The sequence below is a fragment of the Rhizobium croatiense genome (assembly GCF_019793465.1).
GTDB lineage: Bacteria > Pseudomonadota > Alphaproteobacteria > Rhizobiales > Rhizobiaceae > Rhizobium > Rhizobium croatiense.
In genome coordinates this window covers 14,573-34,967 of the sequence record NZ_JAILYJ010000022.1, presented here as the reverse complement: position 1 = coordinate 34,967, position 20,395 = coordinate 14,573, and the positions used below count along the sequence as shown (strand labels likewise).

The 20,395-nt window shown below is 60.6% G+C and carries 19 protein-coding genes and 2 pseudogenes; 8 read left to right on the top strand and 13 right to left on the bottom strand.

Annotated elements, in window-relative coordinates:
• Positions 1–661 precede the first annotated feature (661 nt).
• Positions 662–1,816 (bottom strand): annotated as a pseudogene (locus tag K6M89_RS27335) (IS256 family transposase).
• Positions 1,817–3,069: 1,253 nt separating this feature from the next.
• On the opposite strand from K6M89_RS27335, the gene K6M89_RS31250 reads away from it, so the two are divergent.
• The 3 genes from K6M89_RS31250 to K6M89_RS27320 all read left to right on the top strand — a co-directional run bounded on the left by K6M89_RS31250 (position 3,070) and on the right by K6M89_RS27320 (position 6,326).
• Positions 3,070–4,203 (top strand): phosphoribosyltransferase domain-containing protein, encoded by a 1,134-nt coding sequence (locus K6M89_RS31250; RefSeq protein ID WP_011053330.1) that lies wholly within the window; start codon positions 3,070–3,072, stop codon positions 4,201–4,203.
• A gap of 114 nt (positions 4,204–4,317) precedes the next feature.
• Positions 4,318–5,418: a cysteine protease StiP domain-containing protein gene (locus K6M89_RS27325; RefSeq protein ID WP_004675992.1), complete on the top strand. Its 1,101-nt coding sequence runs from the start codon at positions 4,318–4,320 to the stop codon at positions 5,416–5,418.
• Between the two features lie 158 nt (positions 5,419–5,576).
• Positions 5,577–6,326, top strand: coding sequence for an HAD family hydrolase (locus K6M89_RS27320; RefSeq protein WP_004675991.1), 750 nt, complete (start codon positions 5,577–5,579; stop codon positions 6,324–6,326).
• 270 nt (positions 6,327–6,596) lie between these two features.
• Here K6M89_RS27320 and K6M89_RS31670 read toward each other — a convergent pair.
• Positions 6,597–6,944, bottom strand: a pseudogene (locus K6M89_RS31670) (DUF4334 domain-containing protein); the annotation flags it as partial.
• 581 nt (positions 6,945–7,525) lie between these two features.
• Positions 7,526–7,909 carry a hypothetical protein gene (locus tag K6M89_RS27310; RefSeq protein ID WP_026188834.1) on the bottom strand — a complete coding sequence of 128 codons (384 nt, stop codon included), beginning with the start codon at positions 7,907–7,909 and terminating at the stop codon, positions 7,526–7,528.
• A 459-nt stretch (positions 7,910–8,368) separates the two neighbouring features.
• Between K6M89_RS27310 and K6M89_RS27305 the strand changes: the two genes are divergently transcribed.
• Positions 8,369–8,866 carry a helix-turn-helix domain-containing protein gene (locus K6M89_RS27305; protein ID WP_018247142.1) on the top strand — a complete coding sequence of 166 codons (498 nt, stop codon included), beginning with the start codon at positions 8,369–8,371 and terminating at the stop codon, positions 8,864–8,866.
• A gap of 4 nt (positions 8,867–8,870) precedes the next feature.
• Here the strand turns inward: K6M89_RS27305 and K6M89_RS27300 are convergent, their stop codons facing one another.
• Positions 8,871–9,284, bottom strand: a complete 414-nt coding sequence (locus K6M89_RS27300; RefSeq protein WP_004672597.1) for a hypothetical protein — start codon at positions 9,282–9,284, stop codon at positions 8,871–8,873.
• Positions 9,285–9,293: 9 nt separating this feature from the next.
• On the bottom strand, positions 9,294–9,842 hold the full coding sequence (locus K6M89_RS27295; protein ID WP_004672596.1) for a hypothetical protein: 549 nt from the start codon (positions 9,840–9,842) through the stop codon (positions 9,294–9,296).
• A 254-nt stretch (positions 9,843–10,096) separates the two neighbouring features.
• On the opposite strand from K6M89_RS27295, the gene K6M89_RS27290 reads away from it, so the two are divergent.
• From K6M89_RS27290 to K6M89_RS27275, 4 genes are all read left to right on the top strand, one after another.
• Complete coding sequence (locus tag K6M89_RS27290; protein WP_004672595.1) at positions 10,097–10,255, top strand: hypothetical protein; 159 nt, start codon at positions 10,097–10,099, stop codon at positions 10,253–10,255.
• A gap of 169 nt (positions 10,256–10,424) precedes the next feature.
• Complete coding sequence (locus K6M89_RS27285; RefSeq protein ID WP_225881300.1) at positions 10,425–11,312, top strand: SctD/MshK family protein; 888 nt, start codon at positions 10,425–10,427, stop codon at positions 11,310–11,312.
• Positions 11,313–11,335: 23 nt separating this feature from the next.
• Positions 11,336–13,267 carry a flagellar biosynthesis protein FlhA gene (locus K6M89_RS27280; protein WP_018247140.1) on the top strand — a complete coding sequence of 644 codons (1,932 nt, stop codon included), beginning with the start codon at positions 11,336–11,338 and terminating at the stop codon, positions 13,265–13,267.
• Positions 13,268–13,309: 42 nt separating this feature from the next.
• A complete protein-coding gene (locus tag K6M89_RS27275; RefSeq protein WP_004672592.1) occupies positions 13,310–14,224 on the top strand; it encodes a pectate lyase in 915 nt (304 codons plus the stop codon).
• A 60-nt stretch (positions 14,225–14,284) separates the two neighbouring features.
• Here K6M89_RS27275 and K6M89_RS27270 read toward each other — a convergent pair whose 3' ends face one another.
• The 8 genes from K6M89_RS27270 to K6M89_RS27235 form a co-directional block, all read right to left on the bottom strand.
• Positions 14,285–15,082 carry an EscU/YscU/HrcU family type III secretion system export apparatus switch protein gene (locus K6M89_RS27270; protein ID WP_011053325.1) on the bottom strand — a complete coding sequence of 266 codons (798 nt, stop codon included), beginning with the start codon at positions 15,080–15,082 and terminating at the stop codon, positions 14,285–14,287.
• A complete protein-coding gene (locus tag K6M89_RS27265; protein ID WP_004672591.1) occupies positions 15,069–15,878 on the bottom strand; it encodes an EscT/YscT/HrcT family type III secretion system export apparatus protein in 810 nt (269 codons plus the stop codon). The genes K6M89_RS27270 and K6M89_RS27265 overlap by 14 nt, the downstream gene beginning before the upstream one ends.
• A gap of 10 nt (positions 15,879–15,888) precedes the next feature.
• Entirely contained in the window at positions 15,889–16,116 is a 228-nt protein-coding gene (locus K6M89_RS27260) for a flagellar biosynthetic protein FliQ (protein WP_225881834.1), read from the bottom strand.
• Positions 16,117–16,223: 107 nt separating this feature from the next.
• Positions 16,224–16,877, bottom strand: coding sequence for a type III secretion system export apparatus subunit SctR (sctR, locus tag K6M89_RS27255; protein ID WP_008534263.1), 654 nt, complete (start codon positions 16,875–16,877; stop codon positions 16,224–16,226).
• Positions 16,877–17,896 carry a FliM/FliN family flagellar motor switch protein gene (locus K6M89_RS27250; protein ID WP_004672588.1) on the bottom strand — a complete coding sequence of 340 codons (1,020 nt, stop codon included), beginning with the start codon at positions 17,894–17,896 and terminating at the stop codon, positions 16,877–16,879. Before K6M89_RS27250 ends, sctR begins: the two co-directional genes overlap by 1 nt.
• Positions 17,893–19,212, bottom strand: coding sequence for a FliI/YscN family ATPase (locus K6M89_RS27245; RefSeq protein WP_004672587.1), 1,320 nt, complete (start codon positions 19,210–19,212; stop codon positions 17,893–17,895). The genes K6M89_RS27250 and K6M89_RS27245 overlap by 4 nt, the downstream gene beginning before the upstream one ends.
• Positions 19,205–19,768: a type III secretion system stator protein SctL gene (gene sctL, locus K6M89_RS27240; RefSeq protein ID WP_004672586.1), complete on the bottom strand. Its 564-nt coding sequence runs from the start codon at positions 19,766–19,768 to the stop codon at positions 19,205–19,207. The genes K6M89_RS27245 and sctL overlap by 8 nt, the downstream gene beginning before the upstream one ends.
• Positions 19,765–20,394 carry a hypothetical protein gene (locus K6M89_RS27235; RefSeq protein ID WP_004672585.1) on the bottom strand — a complete coding sequence of 210 codons (630 nt, stop codon included), beginning with the start codon at positions 20,392–20,394 and terminating at the stop codon, positions 19,765–19,767. The genes sctL and K6M89_RS27235 overlap by 4 nt, the downstream gene beginning before the upstream one ends.
• Between the last annotated feature and the right edge of the window lies 1 nt (position 20,395).

Genomic DNA, 20,395 nt, shown 5'->3' with positions numbered 1-20,395 from the left:
AGAGCTTGCGTTGGCTCTTTCTGAGTTTCGGTGAATCGGCGGCACGAGAAATGAAGCAAGCGACGTGCCACTCGAAAATGCAGCGTAAAATGCGAGCTAAAAACGCTACTACCGATCGTCTTCCTGCATTCCAGTTGGAATCCAGATTCCGGAAAACTTAGTATCGCATTCCATGATCGTTCGAGCGACGGCTTGCCGACCAGCCACGGCAAGCACGTTCGGTTGCGAAAACCTCAAATGATCAAGCTGAAACAGTTGTTCAGACCGGTGAGAGGGCCCAAGATGCTGAAAACGCCCTGTGCGACGATAGAGAAGCACGCATCTCGAACAGGCTTTCGCTATCGGACCCCCAGCAATGACGGAGCCGTAGCCCGCTCGCTCTCAAATTCAAAACTGCGAAGCAGGCACCACTCCGTGGCTTGACGGGTGCGTAGAGCAGAGCGGGACAAACCGATTGTCGTGATCTCGACAAATGCGACAAAGGGCGGCGGCTGTCCGACATTTGCGAGAATAGCGGCGGGATCTCCGCGCGGGAACAACGGGCTCACCAAGTGATCCCACTTTCAGTCCCATTGTGCCCACTCATTCGGGCTTACTGTCGGACCCTATCGAGACCTCGCCGCAGCTGCGAAGCCCCACTCATATCCGTTTGAATTTGGCATCAAGGCTTGACGCTTGCCGTCCACACGGGGCAATTCGGGCAGTGTATTAGCCTGCTGTCCCGCTCGTTTCCTGACCCGACATCACAGCGGGGCAGGCCGATTTGGGGATCATCGCTCATTTGGGCCATGGTCTCAAGCGTCATATACCTGGCGCGTTGAACGGCCCATTCATCATTCTGTTCGAGCAGCAATGCACCGACGAGACGGACGATGGCTTCGTCGTTCGGAAAGATGCCGACGACCTCGGTGCGTCGCTTGATTTCGCCGTTGAGACGCTCAATTGGATTCGTCGAGTGCAGCTTTGCCCGGTGCTCTTTCGGGAAGGTCATGTAGGCGAGCACGTCCTCTTCAGCGTCGTCCATGATGGTGGCAAGCTTCGGCACTTTCGGCCTGATTTGATCGGCGACACTGCGCCATTGTGCGGCTTGCTGCCTCCGGGGTCTCCTGGGCAAAGGCCGTCGCGATGAAGGCGGATACGACCCGCCTGCCGCTCTTTCCAGCATGCGCGAGCACGTTCCTCATGAAGTGAACCCGGCACCTTTGCCAAGTGGCATTGAGAACCTTGGAAACGGCAGCCTTGATGCCCTCATGTGCATCAGAGACAACAAGGTTCACACCACGTAATCCTCGACGTGTCAGCCTGCGCAGGAATTCCGTCCAGATCGGTTCGGCCTCCGAGGTGCCAACTTCCATACCCAGGACCTCGCGCCGACCGTCGTTATTGACGCCGACCGCGATAATGACGGCGACTGAGACGATGCGGCCGCCACGCCGGACCTTGAGATAGGTCGCGTCCACCACAGGTCGTCGACAGAACGAGTCGAGATTCCCTGGATATACGCTTCCTGGATAACGGCCGTCAGAGCTTTCTCTGCCATGCGGCGCGGTTCAAGGAAGCTCGGAAAGTAGCTGCCCTTGCGCAGCTTCGGAATGCGAAGCTCGACGGTGCCAGCCCGCGTCTCCCAATCGCGGTCACGGTAGCCATTGCGTTGAGTGAGCCGCATCGGGTTCTTCACACCGAAGTCAGCACCCGTGGCCGAGCCGACCTCCAACTCCATCAGCCGCTCGGCAGCAAGACCGATCATCTCACGCAACAAATCTGCATCGGCACTCTTCTCAACAAGCGAACGCACGTTCATCATGTCATTGGTCATCGGTGATCTTTCCGTCAGGTTGGTCTTGAACAACCCGACCCTAGCGGAAAACACTGATGGCCGCCCGCAAAGCCGATCACCCGCTACAGCGCAACGAGAAGCGCGCGGGCGCTCGGCTTTACTCCCTACCGTCAGCTACACCAGGTGCTGGGACACGATCCGCGTTGCCGGTTGCTCACACCGCGCCACTTGGCGTATCAAAACCGCCGAGGCTCTAATCGCCGCTGGATGAAAGTTCAGTGGCAGGTCACGCAGGCTCAAGACCCTCAAGGGCCTCACACTACGAGTTCGTCTGCAAGACATAGACTTCGCAGCCTGAACGTTTCACCCTCGATCCGCTCCATGAAAATGCCGGGACTGAACAACGACGGCTGAGTGCAGGCATCAAGACTTAAGTCTGTCGTAAAGCAGACAAAGCGAATACAAACGTGGTGCGAACTGTCGGCTATTGGCTGACACGAAGATGCAGAACCCTCGACGTGCTGGAGGTGCCCCAGGCACCTGCTATCATCGCAGGTTGGGGCCAAGGCTGGCCTGCTCTGATCCCCGGTAGTGGGCGGGGTACACCCTGCCGATTTCAATGAAGCTACGCCTTTTTTCCCGGCTGATCTCGTCCACCGTTCAAAGGCCCAACCGCCACGTCAGCAGCGTTTAGGCGAATATACGCTCCAGCATCTCTCTTAACTGCAGCGCTTCGCCGCCATCTGAGGTTTCGCGACCGCACGCGCTTGCCATGGCAGGTCCCGCAATCCGTCGCCCAAAGCCGTTATGGATGCAATACGAAATTTCCCGGCAATCTGGACATCTGCCGCGTGAGACCTGGAATGCAATATTCGAGTTCTGGTGCCTATTCAGCTCGCATTCGTGCTGCATGTCCGAGTGGCACGTCCCTTGCTTCACTTCATGCTACTGATTCACCGCAGAGAGCGAGGATGAACTGACGTAAACTCTATTTCTATCGCCCCAGTCGCTTTGTCGGAGATGGGTCACGAGCCGCATCGACGGGGCAGGAAGGCCTCAGATCGGGATTTAGCCCCAACGAAGCTGAAACCAGGGAGGCGCTCGCGCCGTGCTGGCCTTCGCGCCAAGGGCCGGCGAATTCTCCTGCGATATCGTGGCGCGGATGCACTCTGAGCCTCGAGAGGTAAGTGCTACCCTGCTCGTCAACGAGACGCCAATGAGCGTGCGGCGTCACGGAAACATATGGCACGGATTTTTTCCACGGTAAACGTCCGTACTTTCGAAAGCTGGCAATGGTGAATCCTTCAACATACTCTGCGCAACTCGCCGACGGCACTATCTCGGTTCACGTGGATCGAAGCCTTGTACCCCCCATCGAGATGTTCGGCTTCGGGCAGCGAATCAACCCGAACCGCTCGTTTCTGTTTGTTTCCAAGGTTCTTGGTCGATTCCTGCCGATCCGCCCTTCGGTCATGGGAAATGCATTCGACCTCCTTGCACGTCAGATTCCTGCCGATATTCCTGGTCCGGTTTTGTTCATCGGAATAGCCGAAGCGGGCATTGGCCTTGGTGCGGGTGTCCATCGGCGGTTCCGCGAACTCACTGGTCGCGGCGATGCAATATATATCTGCTCCACTCGCCATGATCTTAAACTGCCGCTGCTGTGCGAATTTGAGGAAGAGCATAGCCATGCCCCGCGGCACCTCCTGCACGAACCATGCGAGGCAAGGCTCCGCGACTTGGTTCATGGTGCGACCGGCTTGGTACTCGTTGACGATGAGGCTTCGACAGGTAAGACATTTGCCAACATCTTCGCTGCCCTTCCCGCAAAAATTCGTTTGAAGCTGAAGCACACAGTCCTACTTACGCTTACCGACTGGTCAGAAGGCGCTGCCCGCGCGGAGATCACGGGAACAGTCAGTGAGGCTACTATCGTTTCCGGACGGTACAGTTGGACTCCGCGTGGGGATTTCACGGCAGCTACTCCGCAGGTCCCTTCCTGTGACCGTCCTAAGCGGCCCGAGGTCTGTCCCGACGTCGCTCGAGACTGGGCGCGTCTCGGCGTCGTCGATCACTTGCAGGGTCTCAATGCAAACGCTGCCGATGACGGGATTACCCTCGTACTCGGAACGGGCGAACACGTGTGGCAGCCCTTCCTGCTTGCGGAGCGCTTGGAAAAGGAGGGCGCTGAGGTTTTCTATTCATCCGTGACGCGTTCTCCCCTGTCGAAAGGCCACGCGATCGGTTCAGTACTTTCGTTCTCCGACAACTACGGCGGAACAGTTCCACATTACCTCTACAACGTCGATCCAGCGCTGTACTCGAAAATTATACTCTGCTCGGAGACAGGCCCGGAAAATGTCTGTGCCAGCCTGATGTCCGCACTGGGCGATCCCATTGTCCTTTCAGACGTAGAAGGTGAATGAAGCCGCCTTAGGCCATGCGGTCTGCCGCTTCGAAATCGGCTCACTCGATCGGACATTTCCGCCAGTCCACGGCGACACAACACTGCTGTCGCGTTATCTAAGGACATCACTCCCATGGGGGATACCTATGACAGCATCGCCTCCCCTGCCACACTAGGCTCCTACGCCGAATACGACGTGACGCTCCTTCTCAAGAGAGTGGATATTCAGCCTACTGACACGGCCACGAGGGAAGAGGCCATCCAATCCGGGCGGCGGCATTACTCGGAAATGATTTCCGCCGAGATGGCCCCGACCCGCGAATACATGGAGCTGTTTGCTAAGGCCATGGCCACTGGTGGCCCGCGCATGGGCGCCGAGACGGCACGCCTCGCCCTCGCGATCGTGCAGTCGGTCGAGGGTCCTATTACCCTTGTCAGTTTGGTCCGCGCCGGCGTGCCCTTCGGCATCCTTCTCAAGAGGGCCATCGCCTTACTCGGCCGGGACGTCGGACACTACGGGTTGTCGATCATTCGCGACAAGGGCGTTGACGACGAGGCTATGCGCCACATTCTTGCCAGGCGTCCTGTCGAGAGCATCGTCTTCGTAGATAGCTGGACGGGCAAAGGAGCAATTGCGAACCAACTCGAAAAGAGCTTCAAGGACTACTCAGACCGGCCTGCGCGGCTAGTTGTATTGGCCGACCCCTGCGGCTGCGCATGGCTCGCCGCATCGGGCGACGACTGGCTTATTCCCTCCGGAATGCTAGGATGCACCGTATCCGGGCTTATCAGCCGCTCGATCCTCAACGCTGCCCTCGTCGGTCCCGGTGACTTCCACGCCTGCGTCCAGTGGGATAATCTCGCGGAACACGATATTTCCCGATCATTCGTGGATGGTATGTGGAATGATGTCTCCACTGTGATTGCAACCGAAATCCCGAGCGTCTGGAGTATCGAGACCCGCCGGGCGCATCGCGATGCCGCCGCCGCTGCCGTCGCCTGGGTGATGGGGGAGGACGCCGTAACGAACATCAACCGAGTAAAGCCGGGCATTGCGGAGGCGACCAGGGCCATCCTGCGACGTGTGCCGGAAAAGGTGTACGTCTCGTCGCCAACCGATCCAGAACTCGCGGCCCTCATGTACCTGATCGACAACAAAGGCGTCCCGTATGTCGTCTCCCCTAGAAAGATCGCCCCCTACCGCGCCGTCACGCTGATCCGGCACGTCTCCTAATCTCCACGTATGTCTACTTACGAGCTCGGCGCGCAGGTCAAGGAAACTGAGATGTGACAAATTCCGTATCGTAAAATTCATTGCCAATGGAGAATCCGCGAAAGCTCACATCTGGCAATCGATCAAATATTTAACCAGTCGCATTTTGGAGTACGCATATGAAGCCCATTGCTCTGGTGGACCTCGACGACACCTTGTTTCAAACCAAGAAAAAGATACCGGAGATTGCGGAAGCCGATCTGGTATTGGCGTCCAAATCCATTAATGGAAGCAACTCCTATATGACGAAGATTCAAGCTGCCTTTGTCGAGTGGCTGCTCGTCTCCACGGAGGCCATCCCGGTTACGGCGCGCGGCTCTGAGGCTCTTTCGCGCGTTACGATCGCGTTTGAAAGCTACTCAATCGTATCGAACGGTGCCGTCATCCTCAAAAAGGACGGCAAGCCTGACGCCGAATGGCATGAGGTCGTCGCAAGGGAGCTCCGGCCGCTTGCCGGCTTTTTCGATAAGCTCCTCGATGAGGGCAGGACCAAGGCGAGGGAACTTGGCGTCCACATCCGGTGCTGGTCGGTGATGGAAGCTGATCTCGCGACATATGTTGTCTTCAAAGAGATTGACGGAGACGGCTCACGCCTTGAAGAGATTGTGCCGATCATTCGAGAAAAACGGGGTTGGGTTCGACACCACAACGGCAATAACCTTGCGCTAGTTCCGCCTGCGATCTCAAAACGGGTGGCCTCACAATTTCTGCTCAAAAAGCTTCGGACGGAGCATCCAGGTCGCCCAGTGATCGGCTACGGTGACAGTGTGAGCGACTTCTCCTACCTGTCCCTCTGCGACTGGTGGGGCGCTCCGGGTAACTCTCAAATGACAGACCTTGTCGTTTCCGCTGTTGCGCGTGAGAGATAGGTGACACGCGTACTGCGAACGTGGTGATATGTGAGGAGGGTGCAGGAATGATCCTGCACCTCCAGTCTTTTAGTAGAAACTTCCTATAGGTAAAACGCCGCGCCATATCGCGGTAAGAACCATGGCAAGCGCGGCGAGGATCGCGAGATTCCCGTCGGCTTTTACCACGAGTACGTAGAGCTTGTATTTCAGCATGATATGACCTTTCGATGAGCTCATTAGGAACTGCCGTCTCGACGGTTCGTGCCTTACTTGCGCAGAGCGAAATTTCGCGCCCATGATCCTCTCGGCGTCGATCCGCCGGAAATGGTCGACGATGGGTTGATCGTCATAGACCATGGCCGCGCTCTTGACGCAGCCGAACATCATGGCCTTCAAAGACGCGACCGGGCCCTCGCCCGCAGCCGGCGCTGGAGATAGGAAAACTTGGTTGCTTGCCAAACGCGTCCTGTCGATCTTATAAAAACGCAACGTTAGCCGAAGCGGGATCCATTTGGGATCCACGGCAACCAGCCGCCGGTCTCCCGCTCGAAACAGCAGCACATCGGCGCGCATGTCCGGCGTGAACCGTTTGCCGAACCAGCCAAGATCTTCGAGCACACCATCGAACGATGCCCCGTCGATTGGCGACTGTCTATCCATTCAAGCGGCCAGTGCGGCTGCTCGGCGTCACGCTTTCAACGCTGACGACCTCCGATCGGCAATGCACGACCCCAGTCCCAACTTGATCTCGGGCTCTGACGGCCCATCGCCCCGAAATAGAAAAGCCTGCCGCGGGAGGAGGTGCGGCAGGCTTTCCTAAAAGAACCGAACGGCGACCTGGGAGGAGGAGTGCCGCTGTTCCCACAGACGTCCCTTTGGGAGGAGGAGTGGGCCGTCTAAACTTCGAAGCGTTGCGGGAGGAAGCATCGCTTCGATGAAAATAGCAATACTCGGGCCAGCGCCATGAAGCCAGCGTCTATGTTGCACTGCAGCTATGCACCCGCCGCAACAATCGGCAGGACATCGAGCATTCCTACCCCTGATTTTGTCGGCGGCTCTGCCGCTGTTACAGAGTGGAACCGCTACAACGTCAATTTCGATATCGAAAGCCCCAAGAAGGCCGTGACAGTTCGCGGCGGCCCTGCCGTCATGGAAAGTAGCGCCGCTGGAGACGGTGGCCGGCAGCTAAGCTGGATCGGTGCGGTTCGCGACAGTCATTAGGGGACACCCGGTGACAGACAGTATGAAGTGGCAGTCGCTCCCAGAAGCGCAAGATGTTCTGCGGGTATGTTTTCACCGTTAAGACCCGGCTGTACAATCCCGATCCGGTACTCGATGAACTTGCGTTGGGCAGCCTTTCGAAGCGTGGCCAAGTCATTCAGGCTGCCTCGAATGAAACGGGCCCGGCCCTTAAGATGTGATGTTTCTCTCACGGTCAGGTGGTTGATGAGGTTCTTCAAGCTCCATGTCCCCTTCACCCCCTTCTGTGCTTGACCGCAAACGAGGTAAAGATCGTCCGCCCGGCGCCCCATTACTGCCTGCGAGTATTTCAGATGCCAGAGAAGTACGGTGACGGTATCGTCCGTCTCCTCGATCGCCACGACGTCCGCGCTCTCCCAGGTGTCATCGTCATCTCTTCCGGGAGAGTGGGCAGACAATCCTCGCAATGGGCGTTCCGCTGATCGCACCTCCTTTGGTTTTCTGACCACTTTACCGCCCGAAGCGTGACCTCTCGCTTTTGAGGCAAGTGTCCGAGCGTAAAGGGAAGCCATTGAATCTTGTAAAGAATTCGGTTGCGCAGCGGGCGGATTCCCGCTATCTTTTTCGATAGGGCAGTACGCGCTGCCCTGGGGTGTGGAAACCCCTACACGTGGTTGATGCCGGCCGTAACGGCATCACACTCCTTGACCTTCGGTCGAGGAGCCTGTGGCGTATGTCCAGGTTCCTCGGAACTAAAGGCCACAGGACCGTCGTGTACGGTTTCCAACTCCCCGATCAGTGGGTTTAGCGAGTTTTCAGCGGGGGCGCACCGCGTGAAACTCTCCATCGGGGTGTCCACCATGAAGCGCTATGCAGCAGCACAGGTCCGGACTTCGAGGCCTGCGCAAGCCGAACAGTCGAATGTAGCGCGCGAGTTGGTGCATCCAGTTGATCGGCATGTCGGACAGCAAATCCGTATCCGCCGAATGCAGTCGAATGTATCCCTAGGGGATCTCGGCGCCGGCATCGGGGTCAGTTTGCAGCAGGTACAAAAATATGAAAGCGGTAAGAACCGCGTCAGCGCTTCGATGCTCTACGAGCTTGCCAATTGCCTCAAGATCCCTGTTTCGAGGTTTTTCGAAGGTCTTCCAGATCCCGAAACCACTCAGGGCCAGCAAATCATAACAGAGATCGATGAGAAGATTGCCTACATTTCCACGGCGGAGGGACGGCGTCTGATAGACGACGTTTTGCTCCTTTCTCCGCGTGTGCGCAGCCGGGTCGTTGCCCTCGTCAGCTCGATTGTCGAGGAAGAGATGGAAGAACAGAAGCCGGTTGGTTCATCTGCTGGTTCTTAGCTCCCTACCGGTCGATTTTCTCCGCTGCTTCAAGCGAAAATTCGGTGCGCAATACCGCCTTCTGTGCCCGCGAAAAATCGGCGGCGACGTGTTCTGCCCGCTCTTGCGCAGCCAGCCGGTCGGCTTTGCGCTGCGCAAGCGATAGGCCGGCAACGGCTTCATGGCTGCGCAATACGGATTGTCGCATCAGCGCGTCCTGAAGCTCGGCGGCGGAGATAGCGCCGCTCTTGCGCAATGCGTCGACGACAGGATTGCCGGCGGCCAGGCTTGCCGCGATGTCGAGCGCTTCGGAGGCTTCCGTTTCCCGCTCCCGCGCGTTTTCGGCGTCCGCCCGCGCCTCAGAGAGGCTGCGGGAAAGATTATCCGCCCGCAGGCTGCGGATCTCCAGCAACTGCCTGAGAGACTTCAGCGCCTTCATATCAGCCGCTCAGGCACCGTTGTTCGTCGTCAGGACTTCCAACTGGCCGCCCTTGATGACCTTGATGCTGTCGGCTTGCGGCCGGCTCAGCACGTCTTCGACGGCCTTGGTGAAGACCGCGGGCCCGCGCACCAGCACCAATCCGCTGGCGGGATCTTCACGCAGCGCATCGTCCGGCAGCAGCGGGAACAGCGCGCGAATGGCGTTTTGCTCGGTCTTCCAGCTGCGGCCGCCGCGATCGAGGACGACGGTGGAGACCTCCTGCTTCGGCGCGATGATGATGCGGCTGCCGTCATAGGCGACGAAGAGATTGCTGGCATCGCCAAGCTTGACGAAGGCCTTGGCTCCGCTTTCCCGGACGGACCAGTGCTCGACCTTGCCGCTCAGCGTCCCGACTGTCGTGACCGGGATGCCGGACATGAAGGACAGCGTCTGGACAACTTCGCCAAGCGGCAGGGAGACGACATCCAGGCGCACCTCCCGCTCGCTGGCGCCGGCCGATGGAGGAAAGGAGGCCAGCAGTCCGATAGCGGCCATGTAAACAAAACGCGCAAACATCTGAGTTTACCTCACGATCCGGATATCGCCCGACAACTAATGAACGAAGGCAGGCAGTGAGTACGGAATCCAGTCTATTAATAATTATCCGATCTACTGTTGCAGATCATCGGTCCTCTGGGAACAGGACGGATATCCATTTCGCGCATTTGTTGTACATATCGCGAATTAATAACTTTTTAACATAAGCTATTGAATTCGATCTTGAATTCTGCAAGGCTCTGGCCGCCAAAACCATGCAAGGAGTTCAAGACATGGCTAGTACTTCGACACTTGATGCGGGCATCGGCTCGGCGATTTCCGCCTTCAAGTCGGCCCAGAACGAAGCGACCGAGCAGAGCCTGAAGGTTGCAACCGAAATCACCAAGATCAACGGCGTCGCAAACGCCATCAAGAAGATCGGCCCAGGCTGATTGAAACAATGGCGAGACGGGTTCGCCCGTCTCGCTTCCCCGCTTTCGAAGACAATAAAAGCCGCTCGACGGACGGTTCGGGAACAAGATGGTTATGGATCTAGATTCCTCTTCGCCGACATTCAGAGGTAACGCCGGCAACGCTGCGTCAGGCAGCGGCGGACCGGTCTTGCGCATCACGCGCGCCGGGCGCAGCTCCAATCTGCCGCTGACGACAGAGCGGCAGGTGGTCGGCGGCAGCGCCGATTGTGACCTGATCGTCCTAGGCGCCAAACCGGAACCCGCCTTTGCCATCAGTCTGCAGCGCTCCCGCGGCTCCGACACGGTGTCGTTGACCGCGTTGCGGGATGACGTCGTGATCGACGGTCGTTCCATCCCGCGCGATCGGACAATGACCCTTACGAAGAGACAGACCATCTCCTTCGACGGCACGATCTGTGAGCTCGAAGGTCTCGGCGCCGGGCGCGTGCGGTTCGCGCCGCGCCGGATTGCGGCTGCCGGCCTTCTCGGGCTGGCGGCGTTGCTTTTGCTGGCCGGCCTTTACAACAGCGATGCGCCGGCTCACGAAGCCCCGCTCGTCAGGGTTTCCGCCGCACCCGAACCGGCGCCGGCGGCGGCGGCGATCGCGGCCGAAATCCGCCAGGCCATTCGTATGGCGCAGCTTCCCCAAGATCTGAGCATCGTCGCCACCGCCGACGAAATTCGCATCGGCGAAGGATCGCGGCCTCTCGGCCTGCCCGACAAGACCAAGCTGCGCAGCATCATCGCCTCGATGAGCCGGCGCGGTTCCGTTTCCATCGTCGATCTCACCGCCCTCTCTTCCGGTCTCGACGGCTTCGTTGCCGCCGCCGGCTATACGCCCGTCAGGTTCATCATCGGCTCCGACGGCCGCCGCTACGAGGAAGGCGATGTCGTTTCGAGCGGCTGGCGCATCAAGGAGATCGGCAAAGACCAGATGATCGTTTCCCGTGACAGTGAGGACGATACGGTCAATTTCGCCTCTGCCGGCAATGCCGAGCCGAAGCTCGCCGAAATTTCCAGCAGCGAACAAGAATAGGCGATGGCGTCGGAAGCCGGATCATGAAGGTAAGGTCATCCGCCTTCGCCATGCTTGCGCAGCGCACCGATATGCTGCTTGCGGTTTTTTTCGCCTCCGTCGTGACGATGCTGGTGCTGCCGCTTCCGACAATCGTTCTGGACGTGCTGATCGCTTTCAATCTCTCCTTCGCTTTCGTGGTGCTGATCACCACGACCTATCTGAAGAGCGTGCTTGAAATCTCGACCTTTCCCGCGGTCATTCTGATCGGCACGCTGTTCCGCCTGGCCTTGACGATTTCCTCGACCCGGCTCGTGCTGGCGGACGCCGATGCCGGCGAGATCATCATGGCCTTCGGCGATTTCGTCGTTGCGGGAAATGTCGTCGTCGGGCTGATCATTTTCCTGATCGTGGCGCTGGTGCAGTTCATCGTGGTGACGAAGGGCGCCGAGCGCATCGCCGAGGTCGGCGCCCGTTTCACGCTCGACGCCATGCCGGGCAAGCAGCTCGCCATCGACAGCGACCTGCGCAACGGCCATATCAGCACGGAAGCCGCGCAGAAGCGCCGGTCGCGTCTCGAACAGGAGAGCCAGTTCTTCGGCGCGATGGACGGCGCCATGCGCTTCGTCAAGGGCGATGCGGTCGCAGGATTGGTGATCGTCGCCGTCAATCTCATCGGCGGCCTGGCGATCGGTATCTTCCAGAAGGGCCTGAGCTTCGCCGAGGCCGCCCATCTCTATACGCTGCTGTCGATCGGCGACGGTCTGGTGTCGCAGATTCCGTCCATTCTGATGGCAGTCTCGGCCGGTATCGTCGTGACCCGCGTGTCCGATGACGGCAACGGCAGTCTCGGCAGCGATATCGGCCGCGAACTCTTCCGGGAGCCCCGTGCATTGGCGATTGCGGCGGCGCTGACGATCTGCGCGGGCTTCGTGCCGGGATTTCCCACAGGCGTGCTCGGCGCGATCGGCCTGTGTCTGGCGGGCCTTGCCTTCATGGTGCATCGCCGGCGCGCCGGCCCAGCCGCGGCCGCATCGGCGAATGCCGTGGAAAGCGCCAATTCCTATCCGCTCGACAGGACGAAATATGGCGATCCCGTCATCGCCACCGTCGCGGTGGAAACGCTGGCGCGGCTTGAGGCGATGCGACTCGGCGAAATGCTGGACGGGCGGATCCGCATGGCGGCGCGCGCCGTCGGCGTCTCCGTGACGGTGCCGACGTTCAACGCCGATCCCCGCATGGCCGAGGATCTGATCCACCTTCAGGTCGAAAACGTGCCCGCCGGTCTCGTCAGCTGCGGTCCCGAACGGACGGCCGAACAGATTGCCGACGGCATCGTGCGCATCGTCCGCCGCCATATCGGCGCCCTGTTCAGCGTCGACGACGCGGCACAATGGCTGGGCAGCCTCGAACCGCGTCTCGGCAAACTGGCGATCGACGTCGCCACCCAGGTGCCGCTGATGCTGACGGTCGCGGTCGTCAGACGCCTGCTGGATTCCGGCGTGACGCTTTCCCAGCCGCGCGGACTGCTGGAAGTGATGCTGCACGCCGGCACCGATCACGCGCCGGATGCCCTGGCCGAAATGGCGCGCGCCGCGCTGGTCAAGCAGATCGCCTTCGGGCTTCTCGACCGGCGCGGATTGCTGCCGGCGCTGGTGCTTCCCGCCGAATGGGACCACTTCATCCGCTCCTATGACGCCGCTGGAGCGACCGAGAAGATCGAGATAGCCGAAAGGCTGCGCCTGCTGGCCGAGAAAGCCAGGCAGGCTCTCGAGGACGCCAACGAGCGGGGATACGATCCCATCATCATCGTGCCGGGCGAGTGGCGCCTGCTCACCCAGACGCTGATGATCCACCACAACTGCCGCATTCCGGTGCTGGCGGCGGAGGAGATCGACAGGGATATAACGATCGAAACCATCGGAGAGATCGGGCAAATCCGGAACGCTGCCGGCTCCAAACAAAGGCCGGGCTGATAGAGCAAGTGAAGTAGACGAGACCAACTGGGGATGAATGCAATGTGTGGCGTAGATGGACAAAGGCCCATAGACTTCGACAGAACCTCCCGTTTCGACCTTGAGTCCGATTGCCTTGGCGGCAGCAATAGGGCCGACACGGATTTCACCACCATCCGAACCCGCAAGGTCTCGCCCTTCGAAGATTTCTCCGGCAACCCGCCGACACTGACCTCCTATGTGCCGAATTCGCGGGAAACGTCGGAAAACGGCATGGATTCCGACCCCAAGGATCTGCTGCGCAAGCACATCAACTGGCAATCCGACTCCAAGAAGGTGGATCCATCCGACGAGAAACAGGCCACGACTTTGCAGACCACGACGGAAAAACCCGACCTCTCGAAAGAGGGCAGCGTCATCGTCGTCAACGAGCCGATCGTCGTGGATGGCGGCGTGTTCGACGGCAAGGGCGCGACCTATACGGCCTCGTCCAAGCTCGGCGATGGCGGCCAGTCCGAAACCCAATCGCCGCTGTTCATTCTCAAGAACGGCGCGACGCTCAAGAATGTCGATCTCGGCGAGAATGGCGCCGACGGAATCCACGTCTATGACGGCGCGACGCTCGAAAACGTCAATTGGCAGAATGTCGGCGAGGATGCGCTGACGGTAAAAAGCGCCGGCGACATCACTATTATCGGTGGCTCCGCCAAGGGCGCGACCGACAAGATCTTCCAGATCAATGCCGACACGAGGTTCTATCTGAAGGATTTCGTCGCTGACGGCTTTACCACGCTCGTGCGCACCAACGGCGGCAAGCAGATCGACGCCGACGTCACCATCGATGGCGGGGCGTTCTCCCACGGCAGCAACGTCTTCCGCACCGACAGCTCACTTGCCAGCGTGACGTTCCTCTCCGATATCACGCTGGACGATGTGAAGAACTGGACGCGTGTAGGTGACAACCAATCGGGCGTCTGAGACGCCCGACCACCGGAACCGCAAAGCGAAGATCAAGCGGGCGGCTTAGGCTCCCGCTTTTCATTGCCGGCCTGATCCTTGCCTGCGCGGCGGGCTGCTGCGCATTTCCGCGCCGATTTGCCGGCGCGCCGATTTCAGCTTCGGGTCGCCCTGGGTATCCTTGTATTCGCGCCGCGCCTCGGTCTTGGTCATGCGGTGTTCGTGCCTGAACAACGCGCGCGAAATGCGGATATCGAAAAACGCCGCCGCCACCATGATGCCGGCGGCAATGACGAGGATCGAGCCGAGGAGATGGGCTGTCGTGGAGAGCGTGCATGCTTCTCCGCAAAGAGGCGACCAGAAGATGCTGTTGAGGAAATAGAGGATCGCACCGCCGCCGGCGGTTGCGAGCAGGACAAACTTGACGAGCCCCTTGACGAACTCGGCGATGCTCGCGAGCGAAAAAAGCCTCTTGATGCCCTCGAACGGATTGAGCCGGGTGAAATCGAAGCTCATATGTTTGAACGATACGGGAAACCCCTGCCCGTCGAGGATCGACACCAGGATGGTCGCGGCAAGACCCATGGCAAGCGGCAGCCAGATGAGATCGAGCAGCGCCACGCCGGTTTCGCTCAAGCCGACAGTGACGGCGTCGGAGACGTCGGCTCGCGCGGCGGACTGAAGGCCGGCATCGAAACTGCGGGTGAAATCCTCGAGGATATCAGGCAAGCCCCAGGTGACGTAGACGGCGATGGCAAGGACGGAGATCGCAACCGGGATTTCCTTCGAGCGGGGAACCTGGCCCTCGCGGCGGAGCCGATCGAGCTTCACCCGGCTCGGCGGCAGGGTTTTTTCCTCGGTATCGTCATTTTTGGCCATGGGTCACCTCCAGCATGGCTTTCACCTCGTTGAATCCGTCGATCCAGAGATCGTGGAAATAGCTGGAGATAAAGGCCGTGTAGATGACGAGAATGACCACGACCGCGAAGTTCTTGATGGCCGGCAGGCTATCGTTCAGCGGGAATTGTTTCGACGAGCGGCCAACGAAGGCCAGCGACAATTCGAGCGCGCAGGTGACGATCATGAACGGGGCGGCAAGCAATCCGGCCGCTTTGAACAGCCGGCCGAATACACCGAGGATCATGTCGAGCGGATCGTCGGGCATGGCGGGCATGAGCTTGAAGAGCGGCCAGAACTCGAACGACTTGTAGAAAATCGCGACCAGATCGATGATGCCGCCGGCGCTGACGAAAATCACCAGGGCGATCGACATCATCAGCGAGCCGAGCGGCGCGGTTTCCAGCGCGTTGATCTGGTCGAAGAGATTGGCGGCATTGGCCCCGCGATAGACATCGGTCATATCACCCGCCGCCTGGGCCGCCCAGAAGGGAATGCCGAGCCCCATGCCGATGAGCGCCCCGAAGCAAAGTTCCTTCATCGAAAGGGCGGCCAGATCGAACCAGGACGTATCTCCGATAGCCAGCACCGAATAGGCGAAGGCGACGGAGGGCGCCGAAAGGCCGATTGCCAGGCCGAAACGCAGAATGCCGACGATGCTGAACAGCGAGAAGATCGGGAAGATCAGCAGGATCCCGAGCGCGCGGGCGGCGCCGAGCATGGCTGCGGCCGGTGCCGCGACCTCGATGCCGACGAGCGGAAGATGATCCGGCCCCATCCGCCCCGCCTCACTGAACCATGGTCGGGAAGTCGTTCAGGATATGAACGGAATGTTCGATCAGCGGCGTTGCCAGCACCCGGCCGAACAGCAGCAGGGTGATGGAGATCACGAAAATCTTGACGATCTGCGCGATGGTCTGTTCCTGGATTTGCGTTGCAGCCTGGAAAATGGCGATGATCAGCCCGAGAAGCGCGGCCAGGCCCAGAATGGGGCCGGCCAAGGCGAAGGTCGCCATGACGGACATGCCGATTTCAGCTGCGACCTGGTCTTCACCCATGGTGGCAGGCCTTTCGCGTGGGCGCGGCAGGCGCTCGAACCGGGGCTTTCGTCAAGGCGCGATGCTCACTGCGCATAGGACAGCACCAGACCTTCCAGCAATCGCCGCCAGCCGTCGATCGAGACGAACAGCAGCAGCTTCAGCGGTGTCGACACCACGGTCGGGGACATCATCTGCATGCCGAGCGCCACCAGAATGGCGGAGACGGCGAAGTCGATCATCAGGAAGGGCAGATAAATCAGAAATCCGATTTCAAAGGCCCGCGTCAGTTCCGAAACGAGGAAGCTTGGCGTCAGCACGGTGATATCGTCGGAGGCAATGGGGGTTGCCGGCGCGTTTGCCCAGATCTTCTGCGACGCCTGCACGAAAAAGTCGCGCACCTCGGCGTCGGAAAATTTCAGCATGAAATCCTTCAGCGGCGCTGCCACTTTGATCATGCCGTCCGCCATGCCACTGACCGTGCCGAAATCGCCGCTATGGGCGAGCAGCAATTGCCAGCTGTTTTGCAGCACCGGGTTCATCACGAAGGCCGAGAGCACGATGGCAATCGCAAAGACCAGGAGATTCGGCGGCGTCTGCTGGATGCCGATCGCATTGCGCACGATCAGCAGGACGACTGAAATCTTGGTGAAGGAGGTTGCGATCACGGCAATGACCGGCAGCATCGAGATCGCCGCCATTGCCGCGAGGCTCTGGGCAAGAGGAAAGCTCTGTTCCATCAGTCGTGCAGCGCCGTGACGCGAACGGCGCTCAACCCATCCACGGAAATGATTTCGCCCCGTCCGATAATGCGGCCCTGGGCGATGATATCGACGGCGTCCGACAATGGCCTGTCGAGGTTGAACACATAGCCCTCGCCGATCGTCTCGAGTGTGCGCAGCGGCAACTCCAGCCGTCCGGCATCGAAGACCAGCTTGATCGGGATGCTGTCGACAGGCGACGGACGCGGCTCGCCCTGCAATTGCTGATCGACGGTGTCATTCGTCATGAAATGCCTCATTGGTCCGGTTGGCGTCGACAGGAGCGGCTCGGTGAGGACCGCGCCTTTGTCCGAGCGCATGCAGGTTGCAAGGTAACGTTCACCCGTGATCGCGACCACGGTCTCCGGTGCCCCCCCATCGATGACGATGCCGTCCCCCAATCGCAGGGATTTGATCTGACCGACCGACAGCACGGCATAACCGCGCCGGATGTTGACCGCCGTCGTCAGGGCATTGAGCGTGCGGCGCGGTAGGCGGCTTGCCCAGCCGACGAGGCCGGCAAGGAAGGTTTCATCGAAACGGCCGCTCAAGGGCAGGCTCATGCCGCTCCAGCCGATTTCGAAGCCGAAATTGCCGCTAAAATCCGGCTCCGGCTGCGCGCCGATCTCCAGCAGCGAAAGGCCGATGCCGATCTTGTTCTCGATTGCCTCGAAGGCCTCGGCGAACTGATGTTCCACCACCGCCGCCTTTTCATGCGGTGACAGTTTTTCCCAGAGCAGCAGCGGTTCCAGCCTTTCGGCCAGCAGCCGCAATGCTCCGGCCGAAGCAATCAGCATCTGATCCTGCTCGCCGACGCGGCAGAGAATGCCGACAGGATCGGCGATCCGCGTGGCCGCGATATCGGGGGACAGCGGGCGAACGGAAAGCGTCTGCTCCCGGACCGGAATTTGCCAGGCGGCGCGCATCGTCGTGCCGGAACGGGAAAAGAAGCTCCCGGCCATCGATGAGTCGGGCCATGCGGGCGCGGCGATATTCATCGGACAAGCTCCTCGAGCGCTTCGACGATCGCGCCGAACGGCTGCGGCTTGCCCTGGCCGTCAAACAGGAAGCGCTGGATGAGCCCGTGTTTGGCGACGGCCTCGTCGACGGCGGCATCGCGCCCCTGGCGATATTCGCCGACGCGGATCAGCAGTTCCACCTCGTCATAGAGGGCCAGCAGGGCGCGCAGCCTGTCGGCTGCCTGGCGATGGCTCTCGCTCACCACCGCGCTCATCGTCCGGCTTCGGCTGGCCAGCACATCGATCGCCGGAAAATTGCCCGCCCTGGCAATCTTGTCAGAGAGCACGATATGGCCGTCCAGCAGCGACCTGGTTTCTTCGGCGATCGGATCGTCCTGCTCTTCGCCTTCGACGAGGACCGTATAGAAAGCCGTCATCGTGCCGTTTGCGCTGTTGCCGGCGCGCTCGAAGATCTGCGGCAAGACGGCGAATACGGAAGGCGGAAAGCCGCGCCGCACCGGCGGTTCGCCGGCAGCAAGCCCGACTTCGCGCAAGGCGCGGGCCATGCGGGTGACGCTGTCGATGACGAGCAGCACATGTTTTCCCTGCTCGCGAAAATATTCGGCGATCGCCGTTGCCGTCATCACCGCCTTGAACCGCTCCAGCGCCGGGCGATCCGATGTCGCCAGAACCAGCGCCACATTCGAGGCAACGCCTTCCGGCATGTTGTCGGCAACGAATTCGCCGACCTCGCGTCCGCGTTCCCCCACCAGCGCGCAGACGATCACATCGGCCTTGTTGTTGGCGACGATCTGGGACACCAACGTCGACTTGCCGGCGCCGGGCGCGCCGAAAATACCGATGCGCTGGCCCTGCCCGCAGGTCAGCAATCCGTCCAGGGCGGCAATCCCCGAGGTGAACGGCTGGCGGATGGGACGGCGCGACAAGGGGTTGACCGGCTGGCCGTAGAGCGGCTGCAGGAAACGCGCGTCATCGCCGGCCGGATTGGCGGAGGGACGCAGGACGTTGCCGTGCGCATCGACGACCGCGCCGAGCAGGAAGTTGCCGACAGAGATCGCCGGCTCCCGGCCGGTCGGGACGATTTCCGTGCGCTGGGAGATGCCGCGGGTTTCGCCGTGAAGCGAGAGAAGTGCCGTCTCGCCGTCGATACCGACGACATCGGCGAGGCCGATGCGGCCCCTGCCCGGCTCATGCAGTTCGCAGAGCTCGCCGATCCGAACCGAGGGGATGAGCGCCCGCACCAGCAGGCCCGAAACACTCGTCACGCGGCCGCTCTGCCGCCGCACGTCCGTCTGTTCGAGCGTCCGCTCCATGCGAAGCAATGCGTCAGCCATGGACGAGGGCCTCGATCACGGTGGCGAGCTGGTCTTTCAAGCCGATCTGGCTTCGTCCCGCCGATGTCTCCAGGACGATCTCGCCGGCAGACATCAGCGGATCCGTTTCGATAGTGATGCGATGATCGATATCCGCAATTGCCTGGGCGATCATGGCGGCATCCTCGGGGGCGACATGGAGGGCGATCTCCTGGGCCTCTGCGGTCTGGGATATGGCGTGGCGGACCAATCGCCTGGTGCGTTCGTCGGCCTCCATCGATCCGAGGATCAATCCGACCGATTTCAGAACCACCGCCTCGACCCAGCTGTCGAGATTGGCAATCTCCTGTTCGGCTTTTCCGAGCGAGGCGGCAAGCCGTGCGGCGGCATCACGAACGCCCTGTTCGAACCCGTCGCGATAGCCGTTTTGGGCGGCCTGCTCGCTGGCGGCTGCAAGTGTGGCCTGGGATTGGGCGGCGTCCTGGCGGGCAGCCGCCAGAATTTGCGCCGCCTCCCTGATCTGGCCGAAGTTTTCCGCCGGAATGATGCGGTCGTGGCGTGCAAATCCCGAGCTCATCGTCCGGCGCCTTCCTGTGTGGAGGCGACCTCGTCGACGGCGGCCGTCGCCAGAACGAGCGCCGGGCTCTTCAACAGGGAAGCCGAGCCGTTTTCGGCCATGTCGCGCCAGCCCGCCCACCGCCATGCCGCAGAGATCCGATATTCGTCTGCCAGAAGCGTCAGCATCGACCAGCCATCGGCCTCGACGACATGCCTTGCCTGCTCGCTCAACAGATCAAGCGGCGGCGTTGCCGTGGAAAGATTGATGTGGCCGAGGGCGAATGCGACCGCTTCCTCGCCGTAGGCGGCCCTGAGCCTCGCAAGGGTCGGGCGATCGACCGCGGGGCAGAAGGCTGCGAGATGATAGGCGAAGCCCGCCCGGAACGCGGCCTTTGAGAGTCCGTCCGCGTCCATGGAAATCAGGCGGCGGGCGCCGTCGGCAAATGTGGCGGGGTCGCCATGGGCTTCTGCGATCTCCGTGAAAAGCCGCCGGTGCAGCCGCCGCGACAGGGTAGACCCATCGGCAAGGAGCGGCGCGGTCCCATCCCATCGGGCGGCCGTCAGCATATCCGCGGAAAGCAGCGCTGCCCTGCGGATCCTCGCCGCATCCGAGATCGCCTCGCCGTCCGAACGCGGCGTGCGCATG

Excerpts from the sequence above, each read along its gene's own strand:
- K6M89_RS31250 (WP_011053330.1), top strand. The coding sequence starts at position 3,070 with ATGGTGAATCCTTCAACATACTCTGCGCAACTCGCCGACGGCACTATC.
- K6M89_RS27325 (WP_004675992.1), top strand. The coding sequence starts at position 4,318 with ATGGGGGATACCTATGACAGCATCGCCTCCCCTGCCACACTAGGCTCC.
- K6M89_RS27320 (WP_004675991.1), top strand. The coding sequence starts at position 5,577 with ATGAAGCCCATTGCTCTGGTGGACCTCGACGACACCTTGTTTCAAACC.
- K6M89_RS27305 (WP_018247142.1), top strand. The coding sequence starts at position 8,369 with ATGAAGCGCTATGCAGCAGCACAGGTCCGGACTTCGAGGCCTGCGCAA.
- K6M89_RS27300 (WP_004672597.1), bottom strand. The coding sequence starts at position 9,284 with ATGAAGGCGCTGAAGTCTCTCAGGCAGTTGCTGGAGATCCGCAGCCTG.
- K6M89_RS27295 (WP_004672596.1), bottom strand. The coding sequence starts at position 9,842 with ATGTTTGCGCGTTTTGTTTACATGGCCGCTATCGGACTGCTGGCCTCC.
- K6M89_RS27290 (WP_004672595.1), top strand. The coding sequence starts at position 10,097 with ATGGCTAGTACTTCGACACTTGATGCGGGCATCGGCTCGGCGATTTCC.
- K6M89_RS27280 (WP_018247140.1), top strand. The coding sequence starts at position 11,336 with ATGAAGGTAAGGTCATCCGCCTTCGCCATGCTTGCGCAGCGCACCGAT.
- K6M89_RS27275 (WP_004672592.1), top strand. The coding sequence starts at position 13,310 with ATGTGTGGCGTAGATGGACAAAGGCCCATAGACTTCGACAGAACCTCC.
- K6M89_RS27270 (WP_011053325.1), bottom strand. The coding sequence starts at position 15,082 with ATGGCCAAAAATGACGATACCGAGGAAAAAACCCTGCCGCCGAGCCGG.
- K6M89_RS27265 (WP_004672591.1), bottom strand. The coding sequence starts at position 15,878 with ATGGGGCCGGATCATCTTCCGCTCGTCGGCATCGAGGTCGCGGCACCG.
- K6M89_RS27260 (WP_225881834.1), bottom strand. The coding sequence starts at position 16,116 with ATGGCGACCTTCGCCTTGGCCGGCCCCATTCTGGGCCTGGCCGCGCTT.
- sctR (WP_008534263.1), bottom strand. The coding sequence starts at position 16,877 with ATGGAACAGAGCTTTCCTCTTGCCCAGAGCCTCGCGGCAATGGCGGCG.
- K6M89_RS27250 (WP_004672588.1), bottom strand. The coding sequence starts at position 17,896 with ATGAATATCGCCGCGCCCGCATGGCCCGACTCATCGATGGCCGGGAGC.
- K6M89_RS27245 (WP_004672587.1), bottom strand. The coding sequence starts at position 19,212 with ATGGCTGACGCATTGCTTCGCATGGAGCGGACGCTCGAACAGACGGAC.
- sctL (WP_004672586.1), bottom strand. The coding sequence starts at position 19,768 with ATGAGCTCGGGATTTGCACGCCACGACCGCATCATTCCGGCGGAAAAC.
- K6M89_RS27235 (WP_004672585.1), bottom strand. The coding sequence starts at position 20,394 with ATGCGCACGCCGCGTTCGGACGGCGAGGCGATCTCGGATGCGGCGAGG.